Origin of the sequence: Caproicibacterium sp. XB2, from assembly GCF_044880635.1 — a bacterium.
Classification (GTDB): domain Bacteria; phylum Bacillota; class Clostridia; order Oscillospirales; family Acutalibacteraceae; genus Caproicibacterium; species Caproicibacterium lactatifermentans.
Genome location: NZ_CP173227.1, coordinates 205,096 through 230,249, shown reverse-complemented (window position 1 = coordinate 230,249; position 25,154 = coordinate 205,096). Strand labels below are relative to the sequence as shown.

The following is a 25,154-nucleotide window of genomic DNA, read 5'->3' as shown; positions in this document are numbered from 1 at the left end:
TTTGCTGCCAGACAAAATAAGAGCAACAACCATGTTTGTACAGGAGGTTATACAAATGGAACAACAAACGCCAGAACGCAAGAAGCGCATTTTCAGCGCGATTCAGCCAAGCGGTGACATCACCCTGGGCAACTATCTGGGCGCATTAAAAAACTGGGTATCCCTGCAGGACAGCTATGACTGCATCTTTGCTTTGGCAGACCTGCACACAATCACCGTCCGGCAAAAGCCAGCCGACCTGCGTCACCACACATTAAATGCCTATGCCCTGCTGCTGGCCTGCGGCATTGACCCCAAACGCAGCCTGTTTTTCCTGCAGAGCCATGTGCCGGCTCATTCGCAGCTGGCATGGATTCTGAACTGCTACACACAGTTCGGGGAACTGCAGCGCATGACACAGTTTAAAGATAAATCCAAAAAGCACGCTGATAATGTAAACGCCGGTCTGTTCACTTATCCCAGCCTGATGGCAGCGGACATTCTGCTGTATCAGACGGACTTTGTCCCGGTCGGTGAGGACCAGACACAGCATCTGGAACTTACCCGCAACATTGCCGAACGCTTCAACAACGCCTACTCCCCCACCTTCACCCTGCCCGCGGCTTTCGTTGGCAAAGAAGGTAAGCGCATTATGAGCCTGCAGGACCCGTCCCATAAAATGAGCAAGAGCGACGAAAACGTAAACGGCTGTATCTATGTGCTGGACAAGCCGGACGACATTATGCGCAAATTCAAGCGCGCCATTACGGACAGCGAAGCAAGTGTCCACTATGGCGAGGGCAAGGACGGCATCAACAACTTAATGGAGATTTACTCCTGTATCACCGGTGAAACCTTCGACCAGATTGAACATGATTTTTCCGGAAAAGGATATGGGGACTTTAAGGCAGCTGTCGGTGAAGCTGTCATTGAGCACCTGCGTCCCATTCAGGAACGCTTTGCCCAGTACAGCAGTGACCGCGATTATATGGAACAGTACTGGAACGACGGTGCCGAAAAAGCTGCCCGCATCGCCAACCGCACCCTGCAGAAAGTCATGAAAAAAGTCGGCTTTATTCCGCCGCATCGTTCATAATTCTCAAAAAGCAGCGCTCTGTGTCCACCACGGCACAGGGTGCTTTTTATATATACATACCTTTTCTGTTTCCTGCGCAGGATAAAAAGGCAGTCTTGTATATCTGGCCGGAATGCGGTATGATTATAGAAAATTGTCTGCCGTCTGGGCAGTTCCGCGGGAGTGTCCCGCTTATTTCTTTCCCCTATTACCTCTTGATTGGAGATATTATGAAACGTTTTTTCAGGGCCCTTCGAAAACACCTTTTTACCGTCATTGTTCTGGCCGTGACCATGGCCATTCTTTTATTTTCTCTTTTTAAAGAAGAAAGCATTTCACAGCTAGGCCATATTCTCAGTACGCTGGACCCATTTTGGATTCTGCTGGCTTTCGGCACACTGGTCGTCACATGGGTACTGGAAGGCCTGTGCAACTGGCTTTTGTGCCGTCATTTGTATCCAAGCTGGACTTATGGGCGCTCCTTCATGATTGGCATTACGGGCATTTTTTACTCCGCCATCACACCATTTTCCTCTGGCGGACAACCCATGCAGATTTACTATATGTCCAAAATGGGAATGAAGCCCGGTAAAAGCGCCGCTATTATCTCCTCTAAAACGATTACACATCAAACAACGGCGCTGACTTTTTCCCTGCTGCTGGTGGCGACCAAGCTTTCTTTTTTCGTAGAAAACGTAACACATCTGACAATGTTTACAATTTTCGGGCTTGTCACAAATATTATCTTCATTGCAGCAGTGGTTCTGGTTTCCGTAAACGCTGGCTTCATCTACCGGCTTCTGCACACCTGCTTGAAAGGGCTGAACAAAATTCATATCGTAAAAAATCCGGAAGAGCTGTACCAAACCATTATTAAACAGCTGGACTCTTTCCATGCCGGATTTAAAACCATGGGGAAAAACTGTGGCCGGCTGTATGTCCTTGTCTGCTCCATCACGATTGTACAGCTGATTTTTGGCAGCTTGGACACTTACTGCATTTACCGTGCTTTCCACCTGCACGGTGCCTCCGTATGGCTGATTATCGCAGCTGAGGTTTTCGCTGCAACCGTTGTCGCATTTGTTCCGCTGCCGGGTGGCTCCGGCGGCGCGGAAATTTCCTTTAAAGCGTTCTGCACCATCTTCTTCGGCTCTCTCACCACGCCTGCTATTCTGGTTTGGCGTCTGATTACCTATTACGGAACCATTCTGTTCGGTTATATATTGGTACTGCTGGGTTCCCGCCGGTACGTCGGCACCCGACCACCGGACGAACAGCTGATTGAAAAGAAAGCAGCCTAAAAATAATTCTGCACGCTAAAAAACGGAAGCCTCTAAAGGCTTCCGTTTTTTTATGGCTCCTGCCGGTTTATCTTATTTGGCAGCATTCTCCGGCGGCGCGCCGCATGTTTTTCCTGTACGCGTTTTAGTGCTTTTTCCAATTCCACCACTGTTATCGGCACAACCGACAGCAAAAGCGTCAGCAGCCACTGCAGCGGCGAAAGCACCGCGGTGCGGAAGATGACTGCCAGTGCAGGGACTGCCACAACCACCGCCATAGCCGCACCACAGGCAACTGTAGCCGCTATCAAACTGGGATTGCGCGGACGTCCCTTCTCAAACAGGGAATGCGTGTCGCTACGCATATTAAAGGCATGGGCAAGCTGTGATAAGCTCAGCACAGCAAAACCCATGGTACGCCCAATCACGGGATTCGCCGGATTGGCGTCAAAGAATACCCGCCCAATCGTATATGCCAGCAGGGACAAAGCACCAATTAAACAGCCTTCTACCAGAATGGACCAGCCCATGCCGCCCCCAAACATACTGCTGCCGCGTCGCACCGGCTTCTGCTTCATGACATCGCGGTCCACCGGCTCTGCGCCCAGCGCCAGCGCCGGAAATGAATCGGTAACCAAATTGACCCACAGCAGCTGAATGGCCGCCAGCGGCAGCGGCAGCCGCAGCAGGAAACTGACAAACACCGCCAAGAGTTCCCCGACATTGCAGGAAAGCAAAAAATGAATGGTCCGGCGGATATTGCTGTAAATGCCGCGTCCTTCCCGAACGGCCTCTACAATCGTGGCAAAATTGTCATCCGCCAAAATCATATCTGCCGCACCCTTTGCCACATCCGTTCCACTGCGTCCCATGGCACAGCCAATGTCTGCTGCCTTCAGCGCCGGTGCATCATTGACACCATCGCCGGTCATGGCCACTACTTCGCCGCGGCTTTGCAGTGCCTGCACAATGCGCACCTTGTGTGCCGGTGTCACGCGTGCAAAAATGGTATACCGATAAATATTGCAGGCTAGTTCTTCCTGTTTCATAGCATCCAGCTCCGGACCGGACAGCACACTTCCATCCCCCAAAATGCCCAGTTCCCGCCCGACGGCCGCCGCTGTTTCCACATGGTCGCCCGTAATCATCACTGGCCGTATGCCCGCCTGCTGGCACAAAGCAACCGCATCTTTCGCCTCCGGCCGCGGTGGGTCAGACATACCGATAAGGCCAATGAACTGCAAATTGCTTTCCAGCGACTGGTCGCTGACACCAGAAAATGACGAAACCTCTTTCTGTGCCACTGCCAGTACCCGCAGCGCCCGTGTGGCCATTTCATGGTTCTGTGCCAGCGCACAGCCGCCGCGGCACAGGGGGGCAAGTACATCTGGCGCGCCCTTTGTTATCACACGAAAACGTCCGCCCGGCAGGCGAACTACTACGGTCATACGCTTGCGGGCTGAAGAAAACGGCACTTCCCGCACACGGGGAAACTGCCGGTCCAGCACCGCTTTGTTTCCGGCCGCCTCACACAAGGCCGCCTCGGTTGCTTCCCCCGAGATATGGCTGCCGTCCACTGTGCAGTTGGTGCACAGTGCGGCATCGTCCAGCAATTCCCGCCGTCGTGTACTGTGTGCCGGCAGTAACCCAGAAGCGTCCCGCAGTTCGGTCACCGTCATATGGTCCCGCGTCAGTGTGCCGGTTTTGTCACTGCAAATGACACTGGCACTGCCCAGTGTTTCCACTGCCATCATATGGCGGACGATTGCCCGGTGCTCCGCCATATGACGCATCCCAGCTGCCAGAACGATGGTAACGACCGCCGGCAGTCCTTCTGGAATGGCAGCGACCGCCAGTGAAATAGAGGTTAGAAACATTTCCAGCGGCGGCGTTCCCTGCACAAGTCCCATAATAAAGATGATGCCGCACAGAACCAAAGCGCCTGTCCCTAATACTTTCCCAGTTACTTCCAACTTTTTTTGCAACGGTGTCTGCGGTGTTTTCTGCGTTGTCAGCATATGTGCAATATGCCCAACCTGTGTGTGCATTCCCGTTTCAACCACCAACCCGCGGCCATGTCCAGCCGTCACACTGGTAGAGGAAAAACACATATTGTGTCGGTCCCCCAACGGCGCTGTTTCCGAACACAGGATGTCTGCGTCTTTGCGGACCGCCCTGCTTTCTCCGGTTAGCGTACTTTCCTGCACCTGCAGTCCGGTGGTCTGCGTCAGGCGAATATCCGCCGGCACAAGGTCACCGGTTTCCAGCAAAACAACATCGCCCGGCACAAGGTCTTCCGCCGGAATATGTACCGTTCTGCCACCCCGCACAGCTTTTGCCTGCGGTGCCGCCATCTCCTGCAATGCGGCAAGCGCCTTTTCTGCGCGGCTTTCCTGCACAACGCCAATCACTGCGTTGACATTGACCACCAGCAGAATAATAATGGAATCAATATAATCCGTGCTGCCCTGCAGCCAGGAGGTAAAAAAGGATACACCAGCTGCCAGCAGCAGAATCAGCACCATGAAATCTTGAAACTGTGCTAAAAAGCGCCGGATAAGCGGCTGCCCATGTTGTCCTGCAAGGGCATTTTTCCCCCATGTGCGCCGCCGGTCCGCGGCCTGTGCCCGATTTAACCCCTCCGGTTTGCTGTTCAGTTTTTTTTCACATACGGCCACTGTCAAGTTGTGCCAGTTTGTCATAGGAAATCCCCCCTGCTGTTTTCACTTTATGCAATTCTTTAGGAAATCAGTACAAACTGTATTTGGATAAAATGGATTATTCTCCTGCTGGTGTGAAGCCAAATTATACAAAACTCTAATCTTGTGAAATCCAAGCTTACTTCTTTGCTCTCTTATTGCCTAAAGAATAAGCCCTTTTCTTGTTTTCGGGGTAATATATGGTACTTTTTGTTCATTCCTACTAAATACTCTACTTTTGCCCTTGAAAATCTAGGCGATAAAAGGTATTATAAGAATGACTTAACAAGTAAGCCATATGGAAGATTTGCCGGGCTTTTTGTTTTTGTTGAAAAAGACGCCGGTTTCTCCTATTTTTTTTGTTTATAAAAGGAGAGATGCGTTTTTCTTGTTGGCGATAGTGTGAACGATTGTCACAGCCTGTCAAGCAACGGAGAGTATTCAATTGAAACAGCAAAGGAGAGCGGAGAAAATGCAGATACGTAAGGAATTAATTGGAAAATCTACGACTGGAAGCAGCTGCCTACAGTATTATATCTATTATGATGGGGAGAGCTACGGCGTAGAAGTCGAGCAGGTGAAAACCCAGCTTGCCAGCGGAACCGTTTCGGACAGCCGCGGGCAGGCTGTCCACCTTGCACAGTCGCTGCTGCGCAATCAGGTCTTTCCCGATAACCTAACTGAAATTCTGGACGATTATCATTTTCTCGATTAAATTTTGCCATGTGGTGGTGATTCTTCTATAATATAGCAGAATCAGTTGGAAGGAGAAAACAAAATGCAGAAATACGTCTGTAACGTCTGCGGCTATGTCTATGACCCTGCCATAGGTGACCCGGACAATGGTATCCCCGCCGGAACGCCTTTTGAAAAGCTGCCGGACGACTGGAAATGTCCTCTGTGCGGCATAGACAAAAAAGAATTTTCCCCTGAAGAAGGCTAAAATCCGCATGACAAAAGATCCCGGCAGAGAGGCTGCGCGGGGTCTTTTTTGACTGTAATGCAAAGAAAAAGGTTCTCCGTAAAGGAGAACCTTTTTTCCTTCGTGCATAATATGAATGCCAAATTCCAGTCCCATTGCGTATATCTTTTTGGCCCACGTGCAAAGTCTACCTCCGCCTGCGGCTCCGACCACTGCACATCACATACAATGTACTCCCACCCAATTTTTTTGGGTGTGTCGCCATATAGGCGGCACCATGGCGGCCTTGTTTTTTTGCAGCATTGTTGTCCCGCCTGTTTGGTTGCTCCAGTGGTTTTTCGTAATCTGACACGGCTGAAGGCCTACCCCTATCCGTTTCACCTGCGTATGTCCTACCGCATGACAGGGCCTGCTTCCCTGGAAATGCGCTTTTCCACAACTAATATCGGTGCCTAGTCCATATCGTTCGTGGTGGGCGGTCATCCAGCTTTTCAGATGCCTGTCGGACAGGCTGCAGCACCACCACAGATGAAGATAACTGCTTTGAACACAAGCGTGGTATGACCATTCTGCCACCGAACGAAACCTCTGATTTTGCTTTTACTATCACTCTGCTTTAATTCTCTGTAAAAAAGATAAAAAGGGCGCTGCCGCAGGCTGGAACTTTTCCCGCCGCGGCAACAGCAAAGGCAAAAGGCTGTACAGCAAGGTCAGCACTGCCGCAAAAGAAAGCAAATTGACCACTGGATGATAAGAGTCAAGCCTCACGCCGATTCCTTCAGAATGCCATATTTCTGCTTTAAACGGTCCAGCTTTTCAAACATCGGCTGGGACACCAGCAGCAGCGTTAAAAAGGTTGCCAGCGCGTGTACGGCATTGGCCGGAACACCCGAAAGGTAAATGGCCCCTGCGCTCGCCGGTGTAATGGTATTGGTCATTAAAAACAGGGAACAGGTGTCCTGAAGCGGCCCAACAATAGCCATGACCAGCACCGCACCAAAAATGGACAGTGGTATCCGCCGGCGGCTAATCATCCCACTGCGGCAGAAAATACCCGCCAAAAATCCGGCCATACCAAAGGCAAGCATCTGCCACGGTGTCCATGGGCCCTGCCCAAAAAAGAAGTTCGAAACAAAGGCCGCCATGGCGCCGGTCATAAAACCGGCCTGCGGGCCCAGTGCCGCGCCGACAATGATAATAATAGCAGTCATCGGCTTAAAGTGCGGCGCCCAGATAAACAGCAGCCGTGCGGCCACCGCAATGGCACATAAAACCGCCAGTGTTACCAGCTCGCGGGCCTGTGGGCGGCGGTGCTCAAAGGAAAAGAAAAACGGCACCATTGCCAGCACAATCACCAGCAGGCTGGCCCCATAGGCATGTCCGTTGCCCATCGCCTTGCCGCCAAAAACCAGCAGCATTGCAATCCCTGCTAAGCAGGCTGTCATAACTAGAATGGACTTTTTGCTGTATGTTCTCTTTACAAATGATTCTTGTGGCATAATGTAATCACATCCTTACAGGTTACTGCATTGTTAAACTCATGGCGGCTCATACGATTGGCCGCGGTGGTATAAAAGCTGTTGTTGGAAAAAAACTGCGTTGGCGGGCTGGTCGTCAGTACACTGCCGTCAAAAAAAAGCGACACTTGGTCCGCATAGCGGGCACAGAATTCAATATCATGTGAAACCATAAGGATAGTCGTCTGCCGCTGTTTCAGCCGCTCAAAAACAGCGGCCAGCTGGGCCTTAAAGCCGCTGTCAATTCCCTTGGTCGGTTCGTCCAGCAGCAAAATCCGCGGCCGGCACAGCAGCACCTTCGCCAGCGCCGCTTTCTGCTGCTCGCCGCCGGAAAGGTCGTACGGGTGCGCGTCCAGCAGCTCGGTAATGTCACATTCGGCAATCACCTGCTGCAAAAGCGCTTCTCCCTCCTCTTTTGCGAGTTTTTGTGAGGAAAGCATCTCTTCCAGATCCTCCCGCACAGTCTTTTTCAGGAAAAGGCACTGCGGATCCTGCGGCAGCATGGCGAGGCACCCGTGAAATAATCTTTCTGTCTTCCAGCGGCGGATATTTTTCTGTAAAACCAGAACGCTCCCCCGATAGGGACGGCAAATGCCGCAGGCGGCTTTCAGCATCGTGGATTTTCCCGTGCCATTGCCACCCACCACGGCGGAAAGCTTCCCTTTCGGCAGCTTGAGTGAAACGCCTTTCAGGACATCCGGCGTGTCTTTTTCATAACGAAACCAGACATCTTTCAGTTCCAGCACTGTTTCCGCGTCCTCCTCCGGCTCAGCTGGGCGATTCAGTCGGCGAACAATGTTTTCTTTTCCTGCAAGCTCCTGTGTCAGCCAGTTGCGTCCCTCCCGCACCGTGACCGGGCAGGACTGACCGCCGCCGATACTGTAGTAAACCTGCATAGGTGCCGGCAGGGACGGTACCAGTTCTGGTTTGTCCTCAAAAATGCGGCGGCCTGCCCGACGCGGCACATCGTCCGCAAAGATACTGCCATTGTCCATCACAACCACTCTGTCCGCACAGGGGATGATTTCTTCCAGCCGATGTTCCGAAATAAGAACCGTTGTGCCCAATTCCCGATTCAGCTTACATACTGTATTGAGGAAATCAGAAGCGGCAACCGGGTCCAGCTGGCTGGTTGGCTCGTCCAGAATCAGCATTTCCGGCTGCATCGCCATAATGGACGCTAGATTTAGCAGCTGCTTCTGCCCGCCGGAAAGCGTGCTGACATCCCGGTAAAACCACGACTGTATGCCAAAATAACTGGCCATTTCCGCAACCCGCAGCCGCATGGTCCGCTGGTCCGTGCCCAGGCTTTCCAGCCCAAAGGCTAGCTCGTGCCACACCTTGTCTGTCACCGTTTGATTTTCCGGATTCTGCATCACATAGCCGATTTGGCTGCTTTGTTCCCGCAGGCTGACCTGCTGCAAAGGACGTCCCTTCCATAAAATTGTACCCTGCCGGGTGCCATGTGGTACTAGCACCGTTTTTAGGTGGCTCAGCAGTGTTGTTTTGCCGCTGCCGCTTTTTCCACACAGCGCAACATATTCCCCTGAACGGATTGAAAAATTTACTTTGTGCAATGCCTCTTTCGGTGCCGCTGGATAGGAAAAGCTAAAATCTTTGACCGAAAATAATTCCATAAAATATCCTCTTTAATATGTAGGAAGCTCGGGAACAGCAAAAGTGCCGCACTCCCCCCGAACGCCAGCCAAAACGCGGTCCCTGAACAGCTCCACTGGTAGCGCGGCGAAAAGGACACGGCCGCCAGTAAAAAACAGGCACCGAAAAACACCAGCGCGCCGCAGTCCGCCGCCCGAAAAGTATAGCGTGCAAAGGAAGTTCGCCGGCCGGTGCCGTAGCCGCGACTTTTCATAGAATCCGCTGTGGTCAGGGAACCCTCCAGTGCCCAGGATGTCAGTGCTGAAAGCCTGCCCACACTGTTCCGCAGCTTCTGCCGGGTATTCCCCGTGCCGGTGCAGCCAATACCTTTTTGTACCGCCGTTATCGTTTCAGCCTTTCGCCGCAGGGCAGGCACCATCTGAAATACCATAGACAGCATCAGTGAAGCGGCTGGTGCCAGCCCGCTGAAAAGATACAGCATTTTGTCGCTGTCCATCGTTTGCTGCCAGCAGGAGGCCCACATCATCACTGAAAAGAACATTCCGCCGGCCGTCACGCCGTACAGCAGTGCTTCCAGCGTATACGGGCGGCTAAAATAAGTGAACAACACCGTGCTGCCGCTGGTATTGAACAGCGGATTTAATGCTGCAAGCAGAGCGGAAAATCCAAGTATGGACATTAGAAAGCGTAGACCGCCAGAGCGCCGTAAGAGCAGCATATACAACGTGGATGCCGCCGCGTCCAGTGCCAAAAAGCATGGGTTTGTCAAAAACACGCTCAGCAGCAGGGCTGCCGCAAAGAATATAAAACAAACACTGGGGTTGCAGGCCGCAAATGGTTCCTTCATGGGATTCCCCCTGACAATATCTGTCGGCAAAAGTCCGTACAGTATAAAAGATTTGGCAATGTTTATTGTAGCACTGCCAAATCACTTTGTCTATTTTCCTTCTTTTTGTCTGTCCCCCTTTTGGGCTACCTCAACTCTTGACATGAAGCCAGCATAAAAAATGGTGGCCTGCATTGCAACTTGGTACAATGCAGGCCACCGGATGATTGGCTAGCCCACCCAGTGCATGGAGCAAAGGATGGACTTTTGGGTTTTTCAGCGAGGCGACAAGTTCTTATCGCGTGCTTTTCTTGATCGTCGCCACAAGCAGGCGGCTGCCATTGAGATAAATGCCGGACTGTGCGCCCGGTGCGCCGATTGCCGTGATTTTGTAATAGTAATCATTGCCGTTGTGTTTTACCAGCGTTGTTTGGAACACATTTGGGGTGCCGACTGCAAAATCTGGTACCTTTCCATATGTGTTCGTAATTTTGAAAGTATAAGCGCCATCGACAACAAGATTACATCTGGTATCACTCAAAGAATAATTTGGATTTTTTCTGACCGTCGCCACAAGCAGGCGGCTGCCATTGAGATAAATGCCGGACTGTGCGCCCGGTGCGCCGATTGCCGTGATTTTGTAATAGTAATCATTGCCGTTGTGTTTTACCAGCGTTGTTTGGAACACATTTGGGGTGCCGACTGCAAAATCTGGTACCTTTCCATATGTGTTCGTAATTTTGAAAGTATAAGCGCCATCGACAACAAGATTACATCTGGTATCACTCAAAGAATAATTTGGATTTTTTCCGACCGTCGCCACAAGCAGGCGGCTGCCATTGAGGTAAATGCCGGACTGTGCGCCCGGTGCGCCGATTGCCGTGATTTTGTAATAGTAATCATTGCCGTTGTGTTTTACCAGCGTCGTGCGGAACACACTCGGTGCGCCGACTGCAAAATCTGGTACCTTTCCATATGTGTTCGTAATTTTGAAGGTATAAGCGCCATCGACAACAAGATTGCATCTGGTGTCACTCAAAGAATAGTTTGAATCCTTTGGATTTTTTCCGACCGTCGCCACAAGCAGGCGTCCGCCGTTGAGGTTAATGTCGGACTGTGCGCCCGGTGCACCGATTGCCGTGATTTTGTAAAAATAATCATTGCCGCTGCGCTTTACCAGCGTTGTGCGGAACACACTCGGTGTGCCGACTGCAAAGTCTGGTGCCTTTCCATTTTTAGAGGTGATTTTGAAGGTATATGCGCCGTTAACATCAAAATCATCTGTTGTGTCGCTGATGTAAGCATTTCCATCAGAATCATCTGTTGCGTCGCCGGTTTGAGTATGGTCGGTAGGTGACGAGGCATTCGCAGCCAGGAGCACGCCGGAATATGCTGGAATCGTCATAGTGACAGCGCCGTTCTTTTTTGGCACAGCGGTATTCGTCATCATGTCAACCAGTGTGTCGCCCTTGACAGTGGAAGCGTCCAAGGTTACGGTTACATCCTGCCCACTGTTGTTTGCAGCAATCAAAAATTGATTTTTACTGTCCGCGCGCACATAAGCCATTACCTCATTCTTATCTGTTTTGAGCATAGAAATGCTTCCTGTGCGAAGGGCTGAGTTGCTGTTTCGGATGGAAATCAGCTTTGCGTACCACTGAAACAAATCCTGGTTGCTGCCGCTCCAGTCCATGGTACGGCGGTCATCCGGGTCGTCAGCACCGACCACGCCCACTTCATCACCATAGTAAATCGTGGGAGCGCCTGGGTAAGTTAGCTGCAGGAGGGCCGCCATATATTGCTTTTTCTTTGCGGCATCTGACGTTTGGGCATAAGTCGGGAAGGTATGCGCAATATCCTTTTGATTCCGGTCATCATCGATACCGTCAAGGTAGGAGAGGAGCCGCGTTGTATCGTGCGAATCCAGAAGATTCATCATTGCATAAAATGCCTCCGATGGATACCTCTCGCGCAGTTTTTCCAGATTTTTCGCACAATCCGCCGAACTTCCTCCTCTTGTGTAGGTAAGTATCGCATTGCGGAACTGATAATTCATGCACGAATCATACATATCGCCAAGCAGATATTTTGTTGCGTCAGCCCAGATTTCTCCGATAATGACATTGTCACTGCCAAGCGCTTTCACGGAGCTGCGGAATTTCTGCCATGTTTCATCCGAAACCTCATTTGCGCAGTCCAAGCGCCATCCATCGGAGCCTTTGCGGATCCAGTATTTCGTTACAGAATCGGGTCCGTCGACCAGCTCTTTTGCCCAGCTGGATGTCTGGTACTCCGAACCATTGGTAGCCTTGATGACAGGCATAGAGTCATAGCCCCACCAGCCTTCATAACCATAAACTTTTTTGCCATTTCGTCCGCCGATTGTATCTCGAATCGGTTGCTTTGTCGTCTGATCAAGGAGCGGGTCTCGTGTTACCGTAAACCACTTTGTGTAAGTGAAATCTCTCACGCTGTGGTGGTCTTTAAAATATGCTGTGGCAGCGGTCTCCGCTGCATCCTGCGCTGTGCCGGGATGGTCATCTATATAGTCGTAAACATATGCCCAGTACGGATAGGCGCCGACTTTCCCGTTTACCCCGACATATTTGTAGTACCGGTCAAAATAAATCGAGTCATCCGAAACATGATTATAAACGCCGTCGAGGATAACGTGCATCCCGTTTCTCTTGGCTGTTTGGCACAGTTCGGTGAAATCGCCTTCCGTGCCGAGGATGGGGTCGATTTTCTTGTAATCCGTTGTGTCGTACCTGTGGTTGGACACGGAAGAGAAAATTGGGTTAACGTAAATCACGTTCACCCCAAGTTTTTTCAGATAGTCGATTTTCTGCGTGATTCCCTTAATATCACCGCCATAGATTTCATTGCCCCATATGCCGTCCCCTTTGTAAGCCTGGGACGGATATTCACCTGCGTGCTGGCTCTCCTGTTCCGGATTTTCCGGATATTTGCTCCAGTCCTTTACGAACTCATAGTTGGTGGCCCCGCGTGCACCCTTTGGGGCAGCATCATCGTTCGCGGTATCACCATTATAGAAGCGGTCCGGGAATATCTGATAAATCACCGCATTCTTCATCCAGTCAGGTGTTTTGTAGCCCTCCTTATAAACCACTAGGTCGTAAGGAGAGATGCTGCCCGGGTCGGTCAGTTTTCCCGTTCCATAATATCCGTCGTCATCGCCGTACACCTTGAAATCACCGTAAGCATTCGCCAGCTCAAAGTAATACGTATACTGCCCAATCGTGGCAAAACTCTGCGTTGTGCTCCACATAATTTTTCCGTCGGCGGCGGAGCTCTTTGTCATCGTGATGCGTTTATTTTCAGGCCCTTTTATAAACAGATAAGCTTCTGACACATCATCGCCCGTCTGGATGGAAAAGGTGGTCCGCTTGTTCTGCTCCACTGCGCCGTAAGTGCTTTTGTATTTTCTGTCCTGTGTATTGTAGTAGACATTCTTCCCGTCAATTTTGCGGTCGGAAGCATTGGAGTAACACAGTTCAGTCAAAGGGTCAAAAGAAAAAGTGACATTCTTTTCCCCGGCAAGCGTAAACGGAGCGACATTACACGAAGCAGCCCTGCCCGACTTATTCTTCCAGTTAATTTTAAAGTCCGAATAGGTTCCGGCAGGCAGAGAAACAGTTACCTAATAAATGCCCGTGAGGCCGTCATCTGTCAGTTTTGTGCCGGATGGCACGCCTGTTCCGGAAAGGCTGGGGTCAACAAATAGATAGTTCAGCGATGTGACGGAAAGGTGAGTAATATCGTTGTAATAAACCGTGACATCCTGTTGATTGTTTACATCCAGGCTGAGATTGTCGCCGCCTGATTTGCCATGCATGCCATAGTTTTCATTCCATGTTCCGTCCACTGTAATTTTATACTGGTAGTTGTTCGCTGGCGGTACATCTTTAAAAGTATATGAGTAAAGGCCCTTCCCCTTATACGTCATCTTGTTGGAAGCAGGGTCCCACGACTTGCCAGGCAGTGTGCCCGGCACATAGACTGCCCGCCCTGTGAAAGCTGCGCGGGTGTAGTTGGAATAGTTTTCATTGTTATACGTGTAAGTATTTTCTGCAGAAGGGTCCAGGGTACGTGTGCCGTTTACCGTGTAAAAATAAATGTAATCCAGCGCCCCATCACCCAAAAATAGGTTGCCGCTTGTAAACGTGCCGCTGGCATCTTTTTCGGCAGAAAGCGAAATCGTTTTGGCCTTCTCGGGAGAAGATTTCGGCGCATACGTCAGAGAAATCTTGTCTGTCGGCGCCTCTTGAAAAACAAATTCCACCATCCCATTGGCATTGTCAATCACCTTTGCCGAAGCAAACTGATATCCGAGGGCTTCGGAAACGGCATTGAACTTGTTGACTGTATCAAAAAGCTTCTGGGAAGAGGCATCATAGAGGAAAACAACATTTGTGTCATCGCTGTCAACTTTGAAGCTGATGTTTTCTGCGATTTTGTCGTACTTGTATTTCTTGTCGAAAACGACTTTGTACTCGTAGGTACCCTTATCGAATGTTTTGCTGAATACGTAAAGATTCTTCGTAATCTGTGAAAAATCCCATCCAGCCGCGCTAGGGTCCCATGTGCCGCTGCTGCCGCGTACGGTCCCTATCAGCGAAACGGTCGTCGTAAAAGCAGGTTTGGAAAGATTGCTGCCCTCCGCATCTTTTTGATCAATATTGATGGCAGGTTCGCGGATAGAATCGGTGCATATCCCCTGTAGATAATCCGCAAAAATCGTAAAGGATGTGGAACCGGCAGGCACCTTCGTCTCAACGTTGCTTCCACACTCGCCATATCCCCATGCATGATTATAAGCGACTTTATAACTGATATTTACATCGCTTTTTGTCGCGGAAAATTTAAAAGTTTTAGAATAGCGTCCTCCGCCGAGATAGTCGAGGTCACCGTCTGTGTCATTCGGCACCCAGTCGCTGATGTTAAGCTCCGTGCCGATGGAGCCTAAAGCGCCTGTCAGCGTCGCCGAAGTTTTAAAGTGAACTGCGTTATTAATGGAATCCACCGTATTGTTTTTTGCCGCAGCATCGGAAGAGCCACGTGAATAATAACGTATGTAAACGTTCTCTTCTGCGGGTACATTTACCGAAACATCTGCAGCTTTTGCGCTCCCGTTTACTTTAACGGTATAAGTGTGTTTTCCGGCACTGAGCTTAACACATGATTCATATATGCCGCCTGCATAAAGGGACATCTGATTGTCTGTTTCTTTGTCTATAGCAAGCAATACCAGGTCAGTTACTTTCGGCCCGCCCGTGGCTTCCGCAGCAGATGCTTTCAAAGTGACACCTGTCAAGGCAGAGAGCCCGATAAGCAAGGACAGCACCAAGCTGAGACATTGCCTGCACACTTTTTTTACCATAATTTCCTCCCTTTTAACGACTTTCACCGCATACAGCAAGATCTGGTTTTCTCAGTTATGCAATCGGTTACATAACTGTCGATGCGTAAACCGAATTTCCAGCACGAAATGCTTTTATAGAAATTATTGCGCCAAATTTCCTGTTTTCACAACCCCTCCGTTTTTACAAAGTATCGTGTGTCCTTAGAGAATAATTGCATATCCCATTGGGAAAATAAATCCCAAATTATTACAAATGTCCCTAACTATATTTGTTAATTTTGCCATCTGCCAATCAAATTTATAAAATACATACGCGCATATGCATACGGCAGAAATAAAACTGGCCTCCTGCAGGGAACATCCGTCTGCTGAAGCCTGTCCCCTAGATGGTGTCAAGAGAAGTTTGCAATTTAATCTGTGTTTGTTAATAATGTGAACCAAGGAAATCAGCAAGAAGTTGAAGAGGGTTTTTCCATCCAAGCGTACGCATAGCCTTAGTGTTGCCCCAAGATAGATGGGATTCCAGTTTTTGGTTAAGCTCACATACGTTGGCAAATTTTTCCCAGTCGTAGAAATGCCTCTGGTCGTTAAGATGACTGCGTTCCACCTCGCCTTTGCGCCACGGTTTGCGCAACAGTGTGACCAGCCATACATCTACCGGAATGACAAACAGCGGCGCGCAGTATAACAGCCCTCCGATAAAATGAATCAGGTCACCGTATTGTAAATATAAAAGGTCCATCTGTACCGAGTTGGCAAGAGCACTACCATCCAGCGAATTTCCGTCCGGAAGCAGAAAAAGTACCATCAGCGTGGCCTGCACAATCAGCGCTGTTCATTGGGTCGCTTTTAAGTTTTGCATATCATTCTGGCTGTTGGCCATTGGGCAGACACTCCTCTTGGGCAAAAGCATATAAAATATTCATATAAAATATTATAGTATAACAAAAAACGTGCGTGCCCACAAGCAAAGCCACCGCCTGTTTCCGTGCCCGTCGAAAATAGATCGGTAGGCATAAAAAACGAAGGAAGTTTGCATCAAGTGGTATGGAGTGATTGGAAGACCTCGCGGCAGTCCGTTCAATGGATGTGAAACCCATTCTTGCACAGTTTGTACAAACCGAAAAAACGATCTTACTCTTTTATATAATAATAAAGTGCTTGGCAACCTGTACGTACATGTATATTATATATACAAAAGAAACTGTTATTGGAGAAAATTATGGCAAAGTTTTGTTTGATCTATCAGGATCTCAAGGCAAAAATCAACGAAGGCATTTATAGAACCAACGACTTGCTGCCAAGCGAAAGCGGCCTGTGCGATTTATATGACGCATCGCGTGATACCATTCGTAAGGCGCTGAGCCGACTGCGCGAGGAAGGTTACATTCAGTCGCAGAAAGGCAAGGGCTCTATCGTCATCAACCGCCAGCGGTATGTGTTTCCGGTATCCGATGTCATCAGCTACAAAGAATTGGCGACGCGCAGACACATAAGCACACATACCACCGTTATTAAGGATAAAATCACGAAACTTCCGATCAGCGATTTTGCATCGGTCGATCCGACTGCAAAAGCAATACCTGTCACAAAACTGGTGCGTGTTCGCGAGGTCAACGGTGAGCCGGTGATTATTGATATCGATTATGTATCAACGGATGTTGTGCCCGGCATTTCCCACGAGGTGGCCGCCGATTCAATTTATCGCTACTTTGAAGAGGAACTGCATTTATCGATCGCCTATGCCAAAAAGGAGATCACTGTTGAACCGGCTACAGATTCTGATCAAGAACTGCTCCATCTAAAAGCTGGAGATGTGGTTGTGGTGGTCAAAAGCGTAACGAGTTTGGAGGATACAACAACATTTCAGTACACAGAATCACGGCATCGGCCTGATCGGTTTCGATTTCAAGATTTTGCTAGACGTTTATGAGGCATTCGCACATTGGCCGAATGAATCCTCTGGATTTATCGCTTTGTGTCTGAATGTTTAAAGGAGGCACTATGAGTTTACAAAATAAAGTAATCTATCAACTTTACCCGAAGTCATTTTACGACAGTAACGGCGATGGAATCGGTGACCTGCGCGGAATTATTGAAAAAATCGATTACTTTAGGCGATTACATGTAGATATGATTTGGTTCAATCCGTTCTTTGTTTCGCCGCAAAATGACAATGGGTATGACGTGGCGGATTACCGCCGCATTGATCCGCGGTTCGGTACGATGGACGATTTTGATGAACTGATGCGGAAGCTGCAGGATATCGGCATTGACGTGATGCTGGACATGGTCTTAAACCACACCAGTACCCAGCACGAATGGTTTCAAAAGGCACTGGCGGGAGACCCCATGTATCAGGCTTACTACTACATCCGTGACCCAAAGCCAGATGGCACTGTTCCGACCAACTGGGAATCTAAATTTGGCGGTTCTGCGTGGGAAAAGTTTGGCAATATCGGCAAGTATTATTTGCACTTGTACGGCCCGACGCAGGCTGACTTGGATTGGCACAACCCGCAGGTTCGGAAAGAGGCAGCGGATATTGTAAACTTCTGGCGTCAAAAGGGCGTGCGTGGTTTCCGCTTTGATGTTCTGAATGTCATTGGGAAAGACAATCGGCTGGTCGATGCGCCGCCGGAAATCCAAAGCAAAACGCTTTATACTGACACACCTGTTGTGTCAAGCTATATCAAAGAAATTGCCGCCAGCAGCTTTGGCCAGGATGACAACAGCGTCACAGTCGGTGAAATGAGCTCGACCACGATTCCCAAGGCTATTGAGTATACCAATCCGGCCAACAAAGAGCTGAGTATGGTTTTTCAGTTTCACCACTTAAAAACAGATTACGTCAACGGCAAAAAGTGGACGAAAAAGCGCTATGATTTCAAGAAACTACGTGGCTTGCTCAATCAGTGGGGTGTCGGTATGTCCAAGGGCGGCGGCTGGCAAGCGCTGTTTTGGAACAATCATGACCAACCGCGTGCGCTGGACCGTTTCGGTGATGTCAAACACTATCGTGTCAAAAGTGCGCAGATGCTGGCCGCCAGCATTCACCTGAACCGCGGTACACCATATATTTATCAGGGTGAGGAAATTGGAATGAGCGATCCTGACTATACCAGCATGGAGGATTATGTCGATATTGAGGCTAAAAATGCCTATCGGGAATTGCTCAATGCTGGCAAGCCGGCAGATGAGGCATTTGCCATCGTTCACAGTAAAGCACGCGACAACTCACGCACACCGATGCAGTGGGACAGCAGTGCCAACGCCGGCTTTACCACCGGCACACCGTGGCTACGGCCGACCAACCAAAAATTGGTCAACGTGAAAGATGAACTAGACCACGGACAGATTTTTCCATTCTATCAAAAGCTGATTTATTTGCGCAAGACGGTACCCGTCATTGCGGCGGGTGACTATCAACCGTTCGGTACAAACATTGGCTGGCTCTATGGTTACCAAAGACACCTAAATCACGATGCGTTGCTGGTTTTAAATAATTTTGCAGACCACAGCATTCAAGTCCCACTGCCGGCTGAGTGGCAGCAGGGCAATATCTTAATTACCAATCAATCAGGTATTCAATTAACGGATGTGCTGACGCTTGAGCCGTTTACGACGCTGGCAATCCGCACTATAAGGGAGGAAAAGGTCCATGGGTAAAGTCTCAAAGTTATTTTCACCAGTCGATGGCCTGCTAATGCCAATCGATGAAGTCCCTGATTTGGTGTTCTCTAAGAAAGTCATGGGTGACGGATTCGGCGTTGAACCGACAAGCGGCCAAGTCGTCGCCCCCGCCAGTGGCCGTGTCAGCATACTGGCCGATACCAAGCACGCAATCGGCATTTGCACCGACGACGGTGCAGAATTGCTGATCCATCTGGGTATCGACACCGTTGAAATGAATGGTAAACCCTTTGAAATCGACACGAAGAAGGATGCCAAAGTCAAAGCGGGCGACATCATCGCTTCCATGGATTTGGACAAGATAAAAATAGCTGGCAAAAAGGCAACGGTTGTTGTGGCGATTACCAATACCGATGAGGTGGTTGACAAACTAGAAATTAAAGCCGTTGGCAAAGTTCACCGCGGCGACGAGGCGGCAACACTGACGCTGAAAGAAACACAGTCGGCCGCTGCCCCGAAAGGAAAAGCGCCGAAGAACGAAAACAAGGATGCCAAGACTGCACGGCTGATTTTACAGAAAGTCGGAGGCAGGCAAAACATCAAGAGTTTGATTCACTGTATCACTCGGTTGCGTTTCTACCTGAAAGACGACCAAATGCCAAACGACGATGCCGTCCGCAGCATTCCAGGTGTCATAGATGTTGCCCGCGCCGGCGGCCAATACCAGGTCGTCATTGGTCAGACTGTCGGGGATGTTTATGATGAAGCGATCAAACAGCTTAGTAACAGCTATGCTGATCCCGAAAAGGCCACGCAGGCAGTAGCAAAAACCACAACTGAGGCCAACAAAAGCTTGGGCTTCTGGGACAAAATTAAGCATGGTGCGTCCAGCCTGATTGGAATCATCACGGGTTCAATGATGCCGGTCATTGGTCTGCTGGCCGCCAGCGGCATGCTAAAGGGAATTATGACGATCCTCACCACTTGGGGCGGTGTGTCAACCACATCTCAGACTTATGTCATTATTAACGCGATGGGCGACGCTACATTTTACTTTTTGCCGATTTTGGTCGGTTTCACCGCCGCCCAGAAACTAGGATCCAATCCGGTTGTCGTTGCCATTATTGGATCGTTTTTGATTTATCCATCACTGGTCAGCATTTATGCTTCCGGCAAGTTTTCCTACTCGATCCTCGGTATGGGCATCAATTCGAATTTCTTGGGCATTCCTATCCACATTCCGCAGTACACCTACTCTATCTTCCCCATGATCTTTGCTGCATGGATGGCGTCAAAAATTGAACCCTGGATCAAAAAGTGGATGCCGGTTGTTCTTCGGATGATTTTCACTCCGCTGGTCGAGATCTTCCTGGTCGGCATAACCGTGCTGGTCATCGTTGGGCCAATCATCACCCTGATTTCTACTGGTATTTCCAACGCGTTGCAGTGGCTGCTAAATCTGAGTCTGCCGCTGTCCGGCATGATTATTGGCGGTCTGTATCAGGTCCTGGTCATCTTCGGGCTGCACTGGGCAGTCATTCCGATTATCTCTGCCCAGCTTTCTGTCCCCGGCGGCCACTCTGTTCTGAATGGGATTGTATCTGTTACCATGATTGCGCAGGGTGCCGGTGCACTGGTTGTATGGATGAAGACCCGCCACAATAAAAATCTGAAAGGTTTGTCCGCGTCCGCTGCAATTTCCGCATTCTGTGGGATCACCGAACCTGCCATGTATGGTGTCAATCTGAAATACGGTCGTGTCTTCCTCACTTCCAGTATCGGGGCGGCAATCGGCGGTTTAGTCAACGGTTTGCTGGGTGTTGATATGTACGGATTTACCGGCAGCCTGATTGGGTTCCCATCTTTCGCCAGCTCCTCTAACCCAAGCAACCTGCTGAATTTCTGGATCGTTTCTGCAGTCACAGTCGTTGCGGCATCCCTGCTGACCTACTTCTTCGGATATAAAGAAGAAGACAGTCTAAAAGCCAAGATGGCTCCGAAGAAACGGCATTTAGGATAAAAAACACAATTTACTGAATGGAATAGAAAATAGCTGACTCATAGAACCCCTCCCCCTAACGGCTGCGAAGTCACACTGTAAGAAGGGACTTTTATGGGTCATTTTTTAATAGGACGCTGTTTGACAGCGATACCACCCACTTTTTCACCCAAGCAACTGTATTTTAAAACCGATTTTTGGTGCAACCTGGAATAGGAACAATAGTTGTATATAGCTGTAAATCGAAAATGAGTTGACCCTTGCATTAAATTGATGTATAATATTACTAATTAGATTTTAATATTTGAGGTGAAAAGGTGATTAAATTTTCTTGCTAACCATAATTACGCATAGCAAAGATTGATAGGCATGATGTCCGTGCTGTTGTTTTTGTTGTGCATTTGCAAGGAAGTTTAATGCCAATTCACTCATATAAGCCTTGTTTTGCCGCATTTGTTTTGGCTTGACTTCGCTATAGGTATGGGGTGCAAGAAGCAACTTTCTTGCACCCCATTTTTTTGCGGAGGTTTTGATCCATGTCTTTAATCAATATAGTAAATTTAACTTTTTCTTATGAAGGAAGTTTTGACAACATTTTTGAAAATGTCAGTTTCCAGATTGATACAAATTGGAAGCTAGGCTTTACAGGTCGAAACGGCCGGGGTAAAACCACCTTTTTAAAGCTTCTTATGGGAAAATACGAATACAGCGGCACCATTTCCAGCAGTGTCTCCTTTGAGTATTTCCCCTATGATGTACCCACACCGGACTCCTTTGTCATCGATGTCATTCATGAGATCAGTCCAAATGCACAGGACTGGGAGATTATGCGCGAATTATCTCTGCTGAAGGTGTCGGATGATATATTGTATCGGCAGTATACTACGCTTTCAAAAGGTGAGCAGACAAAAGTCCTTCTTGCCGCTTTGTTTCTCAAAGAGAACAGTTTTTTGCTGATAGATGAACCTACCAATCACCTTGACACCATGGGAAGAAAAATTTTGAGCGATTATCTGAAAAGAAAGCACGGATTTATTCTGGTTTCACATGACCGGGTTTTCCTCGACAATTGTATTGATCATATTCTCGCTATAAACAAAACCAATATCGAGATACAAAAAGGAAATTTCTCCTCATGGTGGAGTAACAAAGAGATGCAGGACAGCTTTGAAATGGCTGAAAATGAGAAACGAAAAAAAGATATAGACCGATTAACGGCCGCTGCTCAAAGGACTTCCGGCTGGTCTGACCGAGTCGAGAAAAGCAAGAACGGCCCAACCAATTCGGGCAGCAAGCTCGACAAAGGCTTTGTGTCTCATAAAGCAGCTAAGATGATGAAGCGTTCAAAGAGTATCGAGACACGTCAGCAAACCTTGATCAGTGAAAAATCAAAATTGCTTAAAAACATTGAAATCAATGAAGCTTTAAAAATTTCTCCTCTTCGATATTATACCAATTGTTTGCTGGAACTTTCGGACATTTCGGTTATGTATGGCGATAATGTCGTCTGTTCGGGCATCAGTTTTACTGTGGAACAGGGTGACCGAATCGCATTGCAGGGAAAAAACGGATCCGGGAAATCCAGCATTTTGAAGCTGATTTGCGGAGAAGGCATCTCTTATCGGGGAACCATTAGAAAAAGCGGAAGGCTAAAAATTTCCTATGTTCCCCAAAGCACCTCAGATTTAAGCGGACCCTTGAGCGAATATATCAAGCACAATCTTCTTGATGAAAGCCTTTTTAAAGCCATCCTGCGGAAATTTGATTTCCCACGTGGACAGTTTAAAAAGAAACTTGACGAGTTTAGTGAAGGCCAAAAAAAGAAAGTGCTGCTCGCAAAAAGCCTTTGTGACCAAGCGCACCTGTATATCTGGGATGAACCGTTAAACTACATTGATGTCCTTTCCAGAATGCAAATTGAAAAACTGTTGCCCGAATACAGGCCCACGATTCTGTTCGTTGAACACGACAGCGCTTTCTGTGAAAATGTTGCAACAAAAACTATTCAATTATAGAAAAATAAAGCCGTCTTCACTTTGGATTTATATCCAGTGTGATGGTTGATACCAACGGATAGGCACGGAAATAAACGAGGCACTCTGCGAAATAACAACGTAGGGTGCCTTGACTTACTCAAAAAAATAGTTATTTATGTTCTCTAGTAATTTCCAGACATTATCCCCATAATTACTGACTAATACAACCATCAACTGATTCGGGATATTATAAGATGTGATAAAACTTACACCTGGGTCACAGCCCTGAAAATATGGCGCGAAACGGCCTTTTACTTTTCTTAGCCAGATTCCATAACCATAGCATTCATCTTTTCCGCTATGATTTGAAATCATATTTTTGGTCATAGATTCTGAAAGCAGTTTGTATGACAATAAGCAATCCCAAAATGATTTGATATCGGCTACTGTAGTAAATGCACCTCCAGCGCCAGTACCTTTAGCATCTACGCTGAAAATATTTGTTCTATAACCGCCACTTCTTTCATCGTAAATATAATTTACAGCACATTTTGCAGGTAGCATGTCAAGTTCATAATATCCAGTATTGAGCATCATTGAAGGTGTAAAAACATTGTCACTTAGATACTTGTCGAATTCTATTCCCGTTATTTTTTCAATAATCAGAGCCAACACAACAAATCCGGTGTTGTTATACTGAAACTTGGTGCCACGGGGATACATCATTGGTTTATCAACAAAGAGAGGCAATAAGTCCTGATTAGAACGTATTTTGTAGTTTGGAAAATCAATCCATAGATCTTCATACTCGCTCATAACAGATTCATCAAAATAGTCTGGTATTCCTGAGGTGTGAGTCAACAATTCTTCAATTGTTATGCCTCGATCTATTTGTTTAAGGTCAAAATCAAGAATTTCTCCAATTGTATCTTTGAAATTAATAAGATGCTTTTCAATTAGTTGTAATATTCCCACAGCAACAAACACTTTACCGGCTGAAGCTGTAGCAAACTTTGTATCGTAATCATTATCAACTTTATTGGGCAAATCAGCATAACCAAATGCTTTTTTTAATAACACCTTATTCTTTTCGGTGATTACGGCACAACCTCTAAAACTCTTGTCAAATACATTTTCTATACTCATTCGAATACTCCTTTTTACTCGCTCTCCCTGTTCCCACGCATACGTCAAAATCCAAAAAACATCCATCCTGTTCTCTCGCGAACGGAATCCGACCCGATAGATTGATTTCCTCGAACGGGTGAAATCACGCTTTGGATGTACAGTTTAAAAATCTCAAAATCACAGAAACGGCTTATTGAACTGCACCCCATTTGTTAGACAGTATGATATACTGAAAACAAATGGGGTGTTTTTATGCCAAAAGGTAAAGCAAAGAAACGATACACAGGAGAATTCAAACAGCAGGTTGTAGAAGCTATGCAAACAGAGAAACTCAGTTACAGTGAAGCAGCGCGGCAGTTTCACGTGTCTGACCATAAAAGCGTTGCTCAATGGGAACGAATTTATCTGGAAGAAGGACCAGAAGGGCTATATGTGGAACGCCGTGGTCGAGCCAGTGCTGCAAGCGGCACTCAGAAAGAACGCAACCCAAAGCTGAACAAAAAGGTAGAAGAAGATTTGATTGCAGAAAACCAACGGTTGCGTGCAGAGGTAGATTACTTAAAAAAATTGAATGCCTTGGTTTTGGAAGAGGAACGCCGCGACAAAAGGCGCAAGTGATCTGGGAACTAAGGCATAAACACAAGATTTCACTACTAATTGAAGTATCCGGTTTGCCGCGATCAACCTATTACTACTATGCCAAGCGTAGAATGCAACCGGATAAATACAGCGAAATCAAAGAACAGATCACTGAAATCTACCATGAAAACAAGGGGCGCTATGGTTATCGCCGTATCACAGATGTTCTGCACAGTAGAGGATACTGCATCAATCACAAAACCGTCCAGAGGTTAATGAAGCAGCCTGGACTCGTATGCCGAGTGAGAATGAAGAAATAAGGAGGTTGGGAAATGCGTATCAGTTATAACAAGTTATGGAAAATGCTTATTGATAAAGAAATGAATAAACAGGACTTAAAAGAGGCGGCTGGAATCAGTGCCGCCTCCATTGCAAAACTAGGTAAAGGTGGAAATATTACAACTGATGTTCTTCTGAAGATTTGTGAAACTCTAGATTGCAAATTAGAAGACATCATAGAAACGATAAAGGAGGAGTAATT

The 25,154-nt window shown here is 48.0% G+C and carries 20 protein-coding genes; 12 read left to right on the top strand and 8 right to left on the bottom strand.

Going from position 1 to position 25,154, the window contains the following annotated elements; genetic code table 11:
- Positions 1-55 precede the first annotated feature (55 nt).
- Positions 56-1,075 carry a tryptophan--tRNA ligase gene (trpS, locus tag ACIHKT_RS01045; RefSeq protein ID WP_404352575.1) on the top strand — a complete coding sequence of 340 codons (1,020 nt, stop codon included), beginning with the start codon at positions 56-58 and terminating at the stop codon, positions 1,073-1,075.
- Between the two features lie 209 nt (positions 1,076-1,284).
- Entirely contained in the window at positions 1,285-2,355 is a 1,071-nt protein-coding gene (locus tag ACIHKT_RS01040) for a lysylphosphatidylglycerol synthase transmembrane domain-containing protein (RefSeq protein ID WP_174193532.1), read from the top strand.
- A 50-nt stretch (positions 2,356-2,405) separates the two neighbouring features.
- On the opposite strand, the gene ACIHKT_RS01035 is transcribed toward ACIHKT_RS01040, so the two are convergent.
- Positions 2,406-5,036, bottom strand: coding sequence for a cation-translocating P-type ATPase (locus tag ACIHKT_RS01035; protein ID WP_174403063.1), 2,631 nt, complete (start codon positions 5,034-5,036; stop codon positions 2,406-2,408).
- A 469-nt stretch (positions 5,037-5,505) separates the two neighbouring features.
- Between ACIHKT_RS01035 and ACIHKT_RS01030 the strand changes: the two genes are divergently transcribed.
- The 3 genes from ACIHKT_RS01030 to ACIHKT_RS01020 all read left to right on the top strand — a co-directional run bounded on the left by ACIHKT_RS01030 (position 5,506) and on the right by ACIHKT_RS01020 (position 6,411).
- Entirely contained in the window at positions 5,506-5,748 is a 243-nt protein-coding gene (locus ACIHKT_RS01030) for a DUF6514 family protein (protein WP_086035079.1), read from the top strand.
- Between the two features lie 63 nt (positions 5,749-5,811).
- The gene (rd, locus tag ACIHKT_RS01025; RefSeq protein ID WP_086035078.1) at positions 5,812-5,976 is read left to right on the top strand and encodes a rubredoxin; all 165 of its coding nucleotides are present in this window, start codon (positions 5,812-5,814) and stop codon (positions 5,974-5,976) included.
- 273 nt (positions 5,977-6,249) lie between these two features.
- Entirely contained in the window at positions 6,250-6,411 is a 162-nt protein-coding gene (locus ACIHKT_RS01020; protein WP_174403064.1) for a hypothetical protein, read from the top strand.
- A gap of 308 nt (positions 6,412-6,719) precedes the next feature.
- On the opposite strand, the gene ACIHKT_RS01015 is transcribed toward ACIHKT_RS01020, so the two are convergent.
- The 6 genes from ACIHKT_RS01015 to ACIHKT_RS00990 all read right to left on the bottom strand — a co-directional run bounded on the left by ACIHKT_RS01015 (position 6,720) and on the right by ACIHKT_RS00990 (position 16,106).
- The gene (locus ACIHKT_RS01015; protein ID WP_086035076.1) at positions 6,720-7,454 is read right to left on the bottom strand and encodes an ECF transporter S component; all 735 of its coding nucleotides are present in this window, start codon (positions 7,452-7,454) and stop codon (positions 6,720-6,722) included.
- Entirely contained in the window at positions 7,433-9,109 is a 1,677-nt protein-coding gene (locus ACIHKT_RS01010) for an ABC transporter ATP-binding protein (protein WP_086035075.1), read from the bottom strand. Before ACIHKT_RS01010 ends, ACIHKT_RS01015 begins: the two co-directional genes overlap by 22 nt.
- Entirely contained in the window at positions 9,037-9,936 is a 900-nt protein-coding gene (locus ACIHKT_RS01005; RefSeq protein WP_157658884.1) for an energy-coupling factor transporter transmembrane component T, read from the bottom strand. The genes ACIHKT_RS01010 and ACIHKT_RS01005 overlap by 73 nt, the downstream gene beginning before the upstream one ends.
- A 274-nt stretch (positions 9,937-10,210) precedes the next feature.
- Entirely contained in the window at positions 10,211-13,438 is a 3,228-nt protein-coding gene (locus tag ACIHKT_RS01000; protein WP_404352571.1) for a glycoside hydrolase family 13 protein, read from the bottom strand.
- Positions 13,439-13,576: 138 nt separating this feature from the next.
- Positions 13,577-15,316 (bottom strand): hypothetical protein, encoded by a 1,740-nt coding sequence (locus ACIHKT_RS00995; protein WP_404352570.1) that lies wholly within the window; start codon positions 15,314-15,316, stop codon positions 13,577-13,579.
- A gap of 406 nt (positions 15,317-15,722) precedes the next feature.
- Positions 15,723-16,106: a hypothetical protein gene (locus tag ACIHKT_RS00990; RefSeq protein WP_086035072.1), complete on the bottom strand. Its 384-nt coding sequence runs from the start codon at positions 16,104-16,106 to the stop codon at positions 15,723-15,725.
- Between the two features lie 414 nt (positions 16,107-16,520).
- Between ACIHKT_RS00990 and treR the strand changes: the two genes are divergently transcribed.
- The 4 genes from treR (at position 16,521) to ACIHKT_RS00970 (ending at position 22,945) form a co-directional block, all read left to right on the top strand.
- Positions 16,521-17,231 (top strand): trehalose operon repressor, encoded by a 711-nt coding sequence (gene treR / locus ACIHKT_RS00985; protein WP_086035071.1) that lies wholly within the window; start codon positions 16,521-16,523, stop codon positions 17,229-17,231.
- Positions 17,232-17,302: 71 nt separating this feature from the next.
- Positions 17,303-18,967: an alpha,alpha-phosphotrehalase gene (treC, locus tag ACIHKT_RS00980; protein ID WP_086035070.1), complete on the top strand. Its 1,665-nt coding sequence runs from the start codon at positions 17,303-17,305 to the stop codon at positions 18,965-18,967.
- Positions 18,960-20,951 (top strand): glucose PTS transporter subunit IIA, encoded by a 1,992-nt coding sequence (locus ACIHKT_RS00975; protein WP_086035069.1) that lies wholly within the window; start codon positions 18,960-18,962, stop codon positions 20,949-20,951. The genes treC and ACIHKT_RS00975 overlap by 8 nt, the downstream gene beginning before the upstream one ends.
- Positions 20,952-21,466: 515 nt before the next feature.
- Positions 21,467-22,945 carry an Lsa family ABC-F type ribosomal protection protein gene (locus tag ACIHKT_RS00970; protein ID WP_174403067.1) on the top strand — a complete coding sequence of 493 codons (1,479 nt, stop codon included), beginning with the start codon at positions 21,467-21,469 and terminating at the stop codon, positions 22,943-22,945.
- Between the two features lie 114 nt (positions 22,946-23,059).
- On the opposite strand, the gene ACIHKT_RS00965 is transcribed toward ACIHKT_RS00970, so the two are convergent.
- Complete coding sequence (locus ACIHKT_RS00965) at positions 23,060-24,052, bottom strand: serine hydrolase domain-containing protein (RefSeq protein WP_086035067.1); 993 nt, start codon at positions 24,050-24,052, stop codon at positions 23,060-23,062.
- 234 nt (positions 24,053-24,286) lie between these two features.
- Here ACIHKT_RS00965 and ACIHKT_RS00960 point away from each other — a divergent pair, with 234 nt between their 5' ends.
- The 3 genes from ACIHKT_RS00960 (at position 24,287) to ACIHKT_RS00950 (ending at position 25,152) form a co-directional block, all read left to right on the top strand.
- Positions 24,287-24,652, top strand: coding sequence for a helix-turn-helix domain-containing protein (locus tag ACIHKT_RS00960; protein ID WP_086035182.1), 366 nt, complete (start codon positions 24,287-24,289; stop codon positions 24,650-24,652).
- Positions 24,653-24,744: 92 nt separating this feature from the next.
- Positions 24,745-24,933: an IS3 family transposase gene (locus tag ACIHKT_RS00955; protein WP_404352901.1), complete on the top strand. Its 189-nt coding sequence runs from the start codon at positions 24,745-24,747 to the stop codon at positions 24,931-24,933.
- 12 nt (positions 24,934-24,945) lie between these two features.
- A complete protein-coding gene (locus ACIHKT_RS00950) occupies positions 24,946-25,152 on the top strand; it encodes a helix-turn-helix transcriptional regulator (RefSeq protein WP_174193548.1) in 207 nt (68 codons plus the stop codon).
- The last annotated feature ends 2 nt before the right edge of the window (positions 25,153-25,154 follow it).

What these genes read in the sequence shown, in the direction of transcription:
- trpS (WP_404352575.1), top strand. Translation starts at nt 56, where the DNA reads ATGGAACAACAAACGCCAGAACGCAAGAAGCGCATTTTCAGCGCGATT.
- ACIHKT_RS01040 (WP_174193532.1), top strand. Translation starts at nt 1,285, where the DNA reads ATGAAACGTTTTTTCAGGGCCCTTCGAAAACACCTTTTTACCGTCATT.
- ACIHKT_RS01035 (WP_174403063.1), bottom strand. Translation starts at nt 5,036, where the DNA reads ATGACAAACTGGCACAACTTGACAGTGGCCGTATGTGAAAAAAAACTG.
- ACIHKT_RS01030 (WP_086035079.1), top strand. Translation starts at nt 5,506, where the DNA reads ATGCAGATACGTAAGGAATTAATTGGAAAATCTACGACTGGAAGCAGC.
- rd (WP_086035078.1), top strand. Translation starts at nt 5,812, where the DNA reads ATGCAGAAATACGTCTGTAACGTCTGCGGCTATGTCTATGACCCTGCC.
- ACIHKT_RS01015 (WP_086035076.1), bottom strand. Translation starts at nt 7,454, where the DNA reads ATGCCACAAGAATCATTTGTAAAGAGAACATACAGCAAAAAGTCCATT.
- ACIHKT_RS01010 (WP_086035075.1), bottom strand. Translation starts at nt 9,109, where the DNA reads ATGGAATTATTTTCGGTCAAAGATTTTAGCTTTTCCTATCCAGCGGCA.
- ACIHKT_RS01005 (WP_157658884.1), bottom strand. Translation starts at nt 9,936, where the DNA reads ATGAAGGAACCATTTGCGGCCTGCAACCCCAGTGTTTGTTTTATATTC.
- ACIHKT_RS00995 (WP_404352570.1), bottom strand. Translation starts at nt 15,316, where the DNA reads ATGGTAAAAAAAGTGTGCAGGCAATGTCTCAGCTTGGTGCTGTCCTTG.
- ACIHKT_RS00990 (WP_086035072.1), bottom strand. Translation starts at nt 16,106, where the DNA reads ATGGTACTTTTTCTGCTTCCGGACGGAAATTCGCTGGATGGTAGTGCT.
- treR (WP_086035071.1), top strand. Translation starts at nt 16,521, where the DNA reads ATGGCAAAGTTTTGTTTGATCTATCAGGATCTCAAGGCAAAAATCAAC.
- treC (WP_086035070.1), top strand. Translation starts at nt 17,303, where the DNA reads ATGAGTTTACAAAATAAAGTAATCTATCAACTTTACCCGAAGTCATTT.
- ACIHKT_RS00975 (WP_086035069.1), top strand. Translation starts at nt 18,960, where the DNA reads ATGGGTAAAGTCTCAAAGTTATTTTCACCAGTCGATGGCCTGCTAATG.
- ACIHKT_RS00970 (WP_174403067.1), top strand. Translation starts at nt 21,467, where the DNA reads ATGTCTTTAATCAATATAGTAAATTTAACTTTTTCTTATGAAGGAAGT.
- ACIHKT_RS00965 (WP_086035067.1), bottom strand. Translation starts at nt 24,052, where the DNA reads ATGAGTATAGAAAATGTATTTGACAAGAGTTTTAGAGGTTGTGCCGTA.
- ACIHKT_RS00960 (WP_086035182.1), top strand. Translation starts at nt 24,287, where the DNA reads ATGCCAAAAGGTAAAGCAAAGAAACGATACACAGGAGAATTCAAACAG.
- ACIHKT_RS00955 (WP_404352901.1), top strand. Translation starts at nt 24,745, where the DNA reads ATGCAACCGGATAAATACAGCGAAATCAAAGAACAGATCACTGAAATC.
- ACIHKT_RS00950 (WP_174193548.1), top strand. Translation starts at nt 24,946, where the DNA reads ATGCGTATCAGTTATAACAAGTTATGGAAAATGCTTATTGATAAAGAA.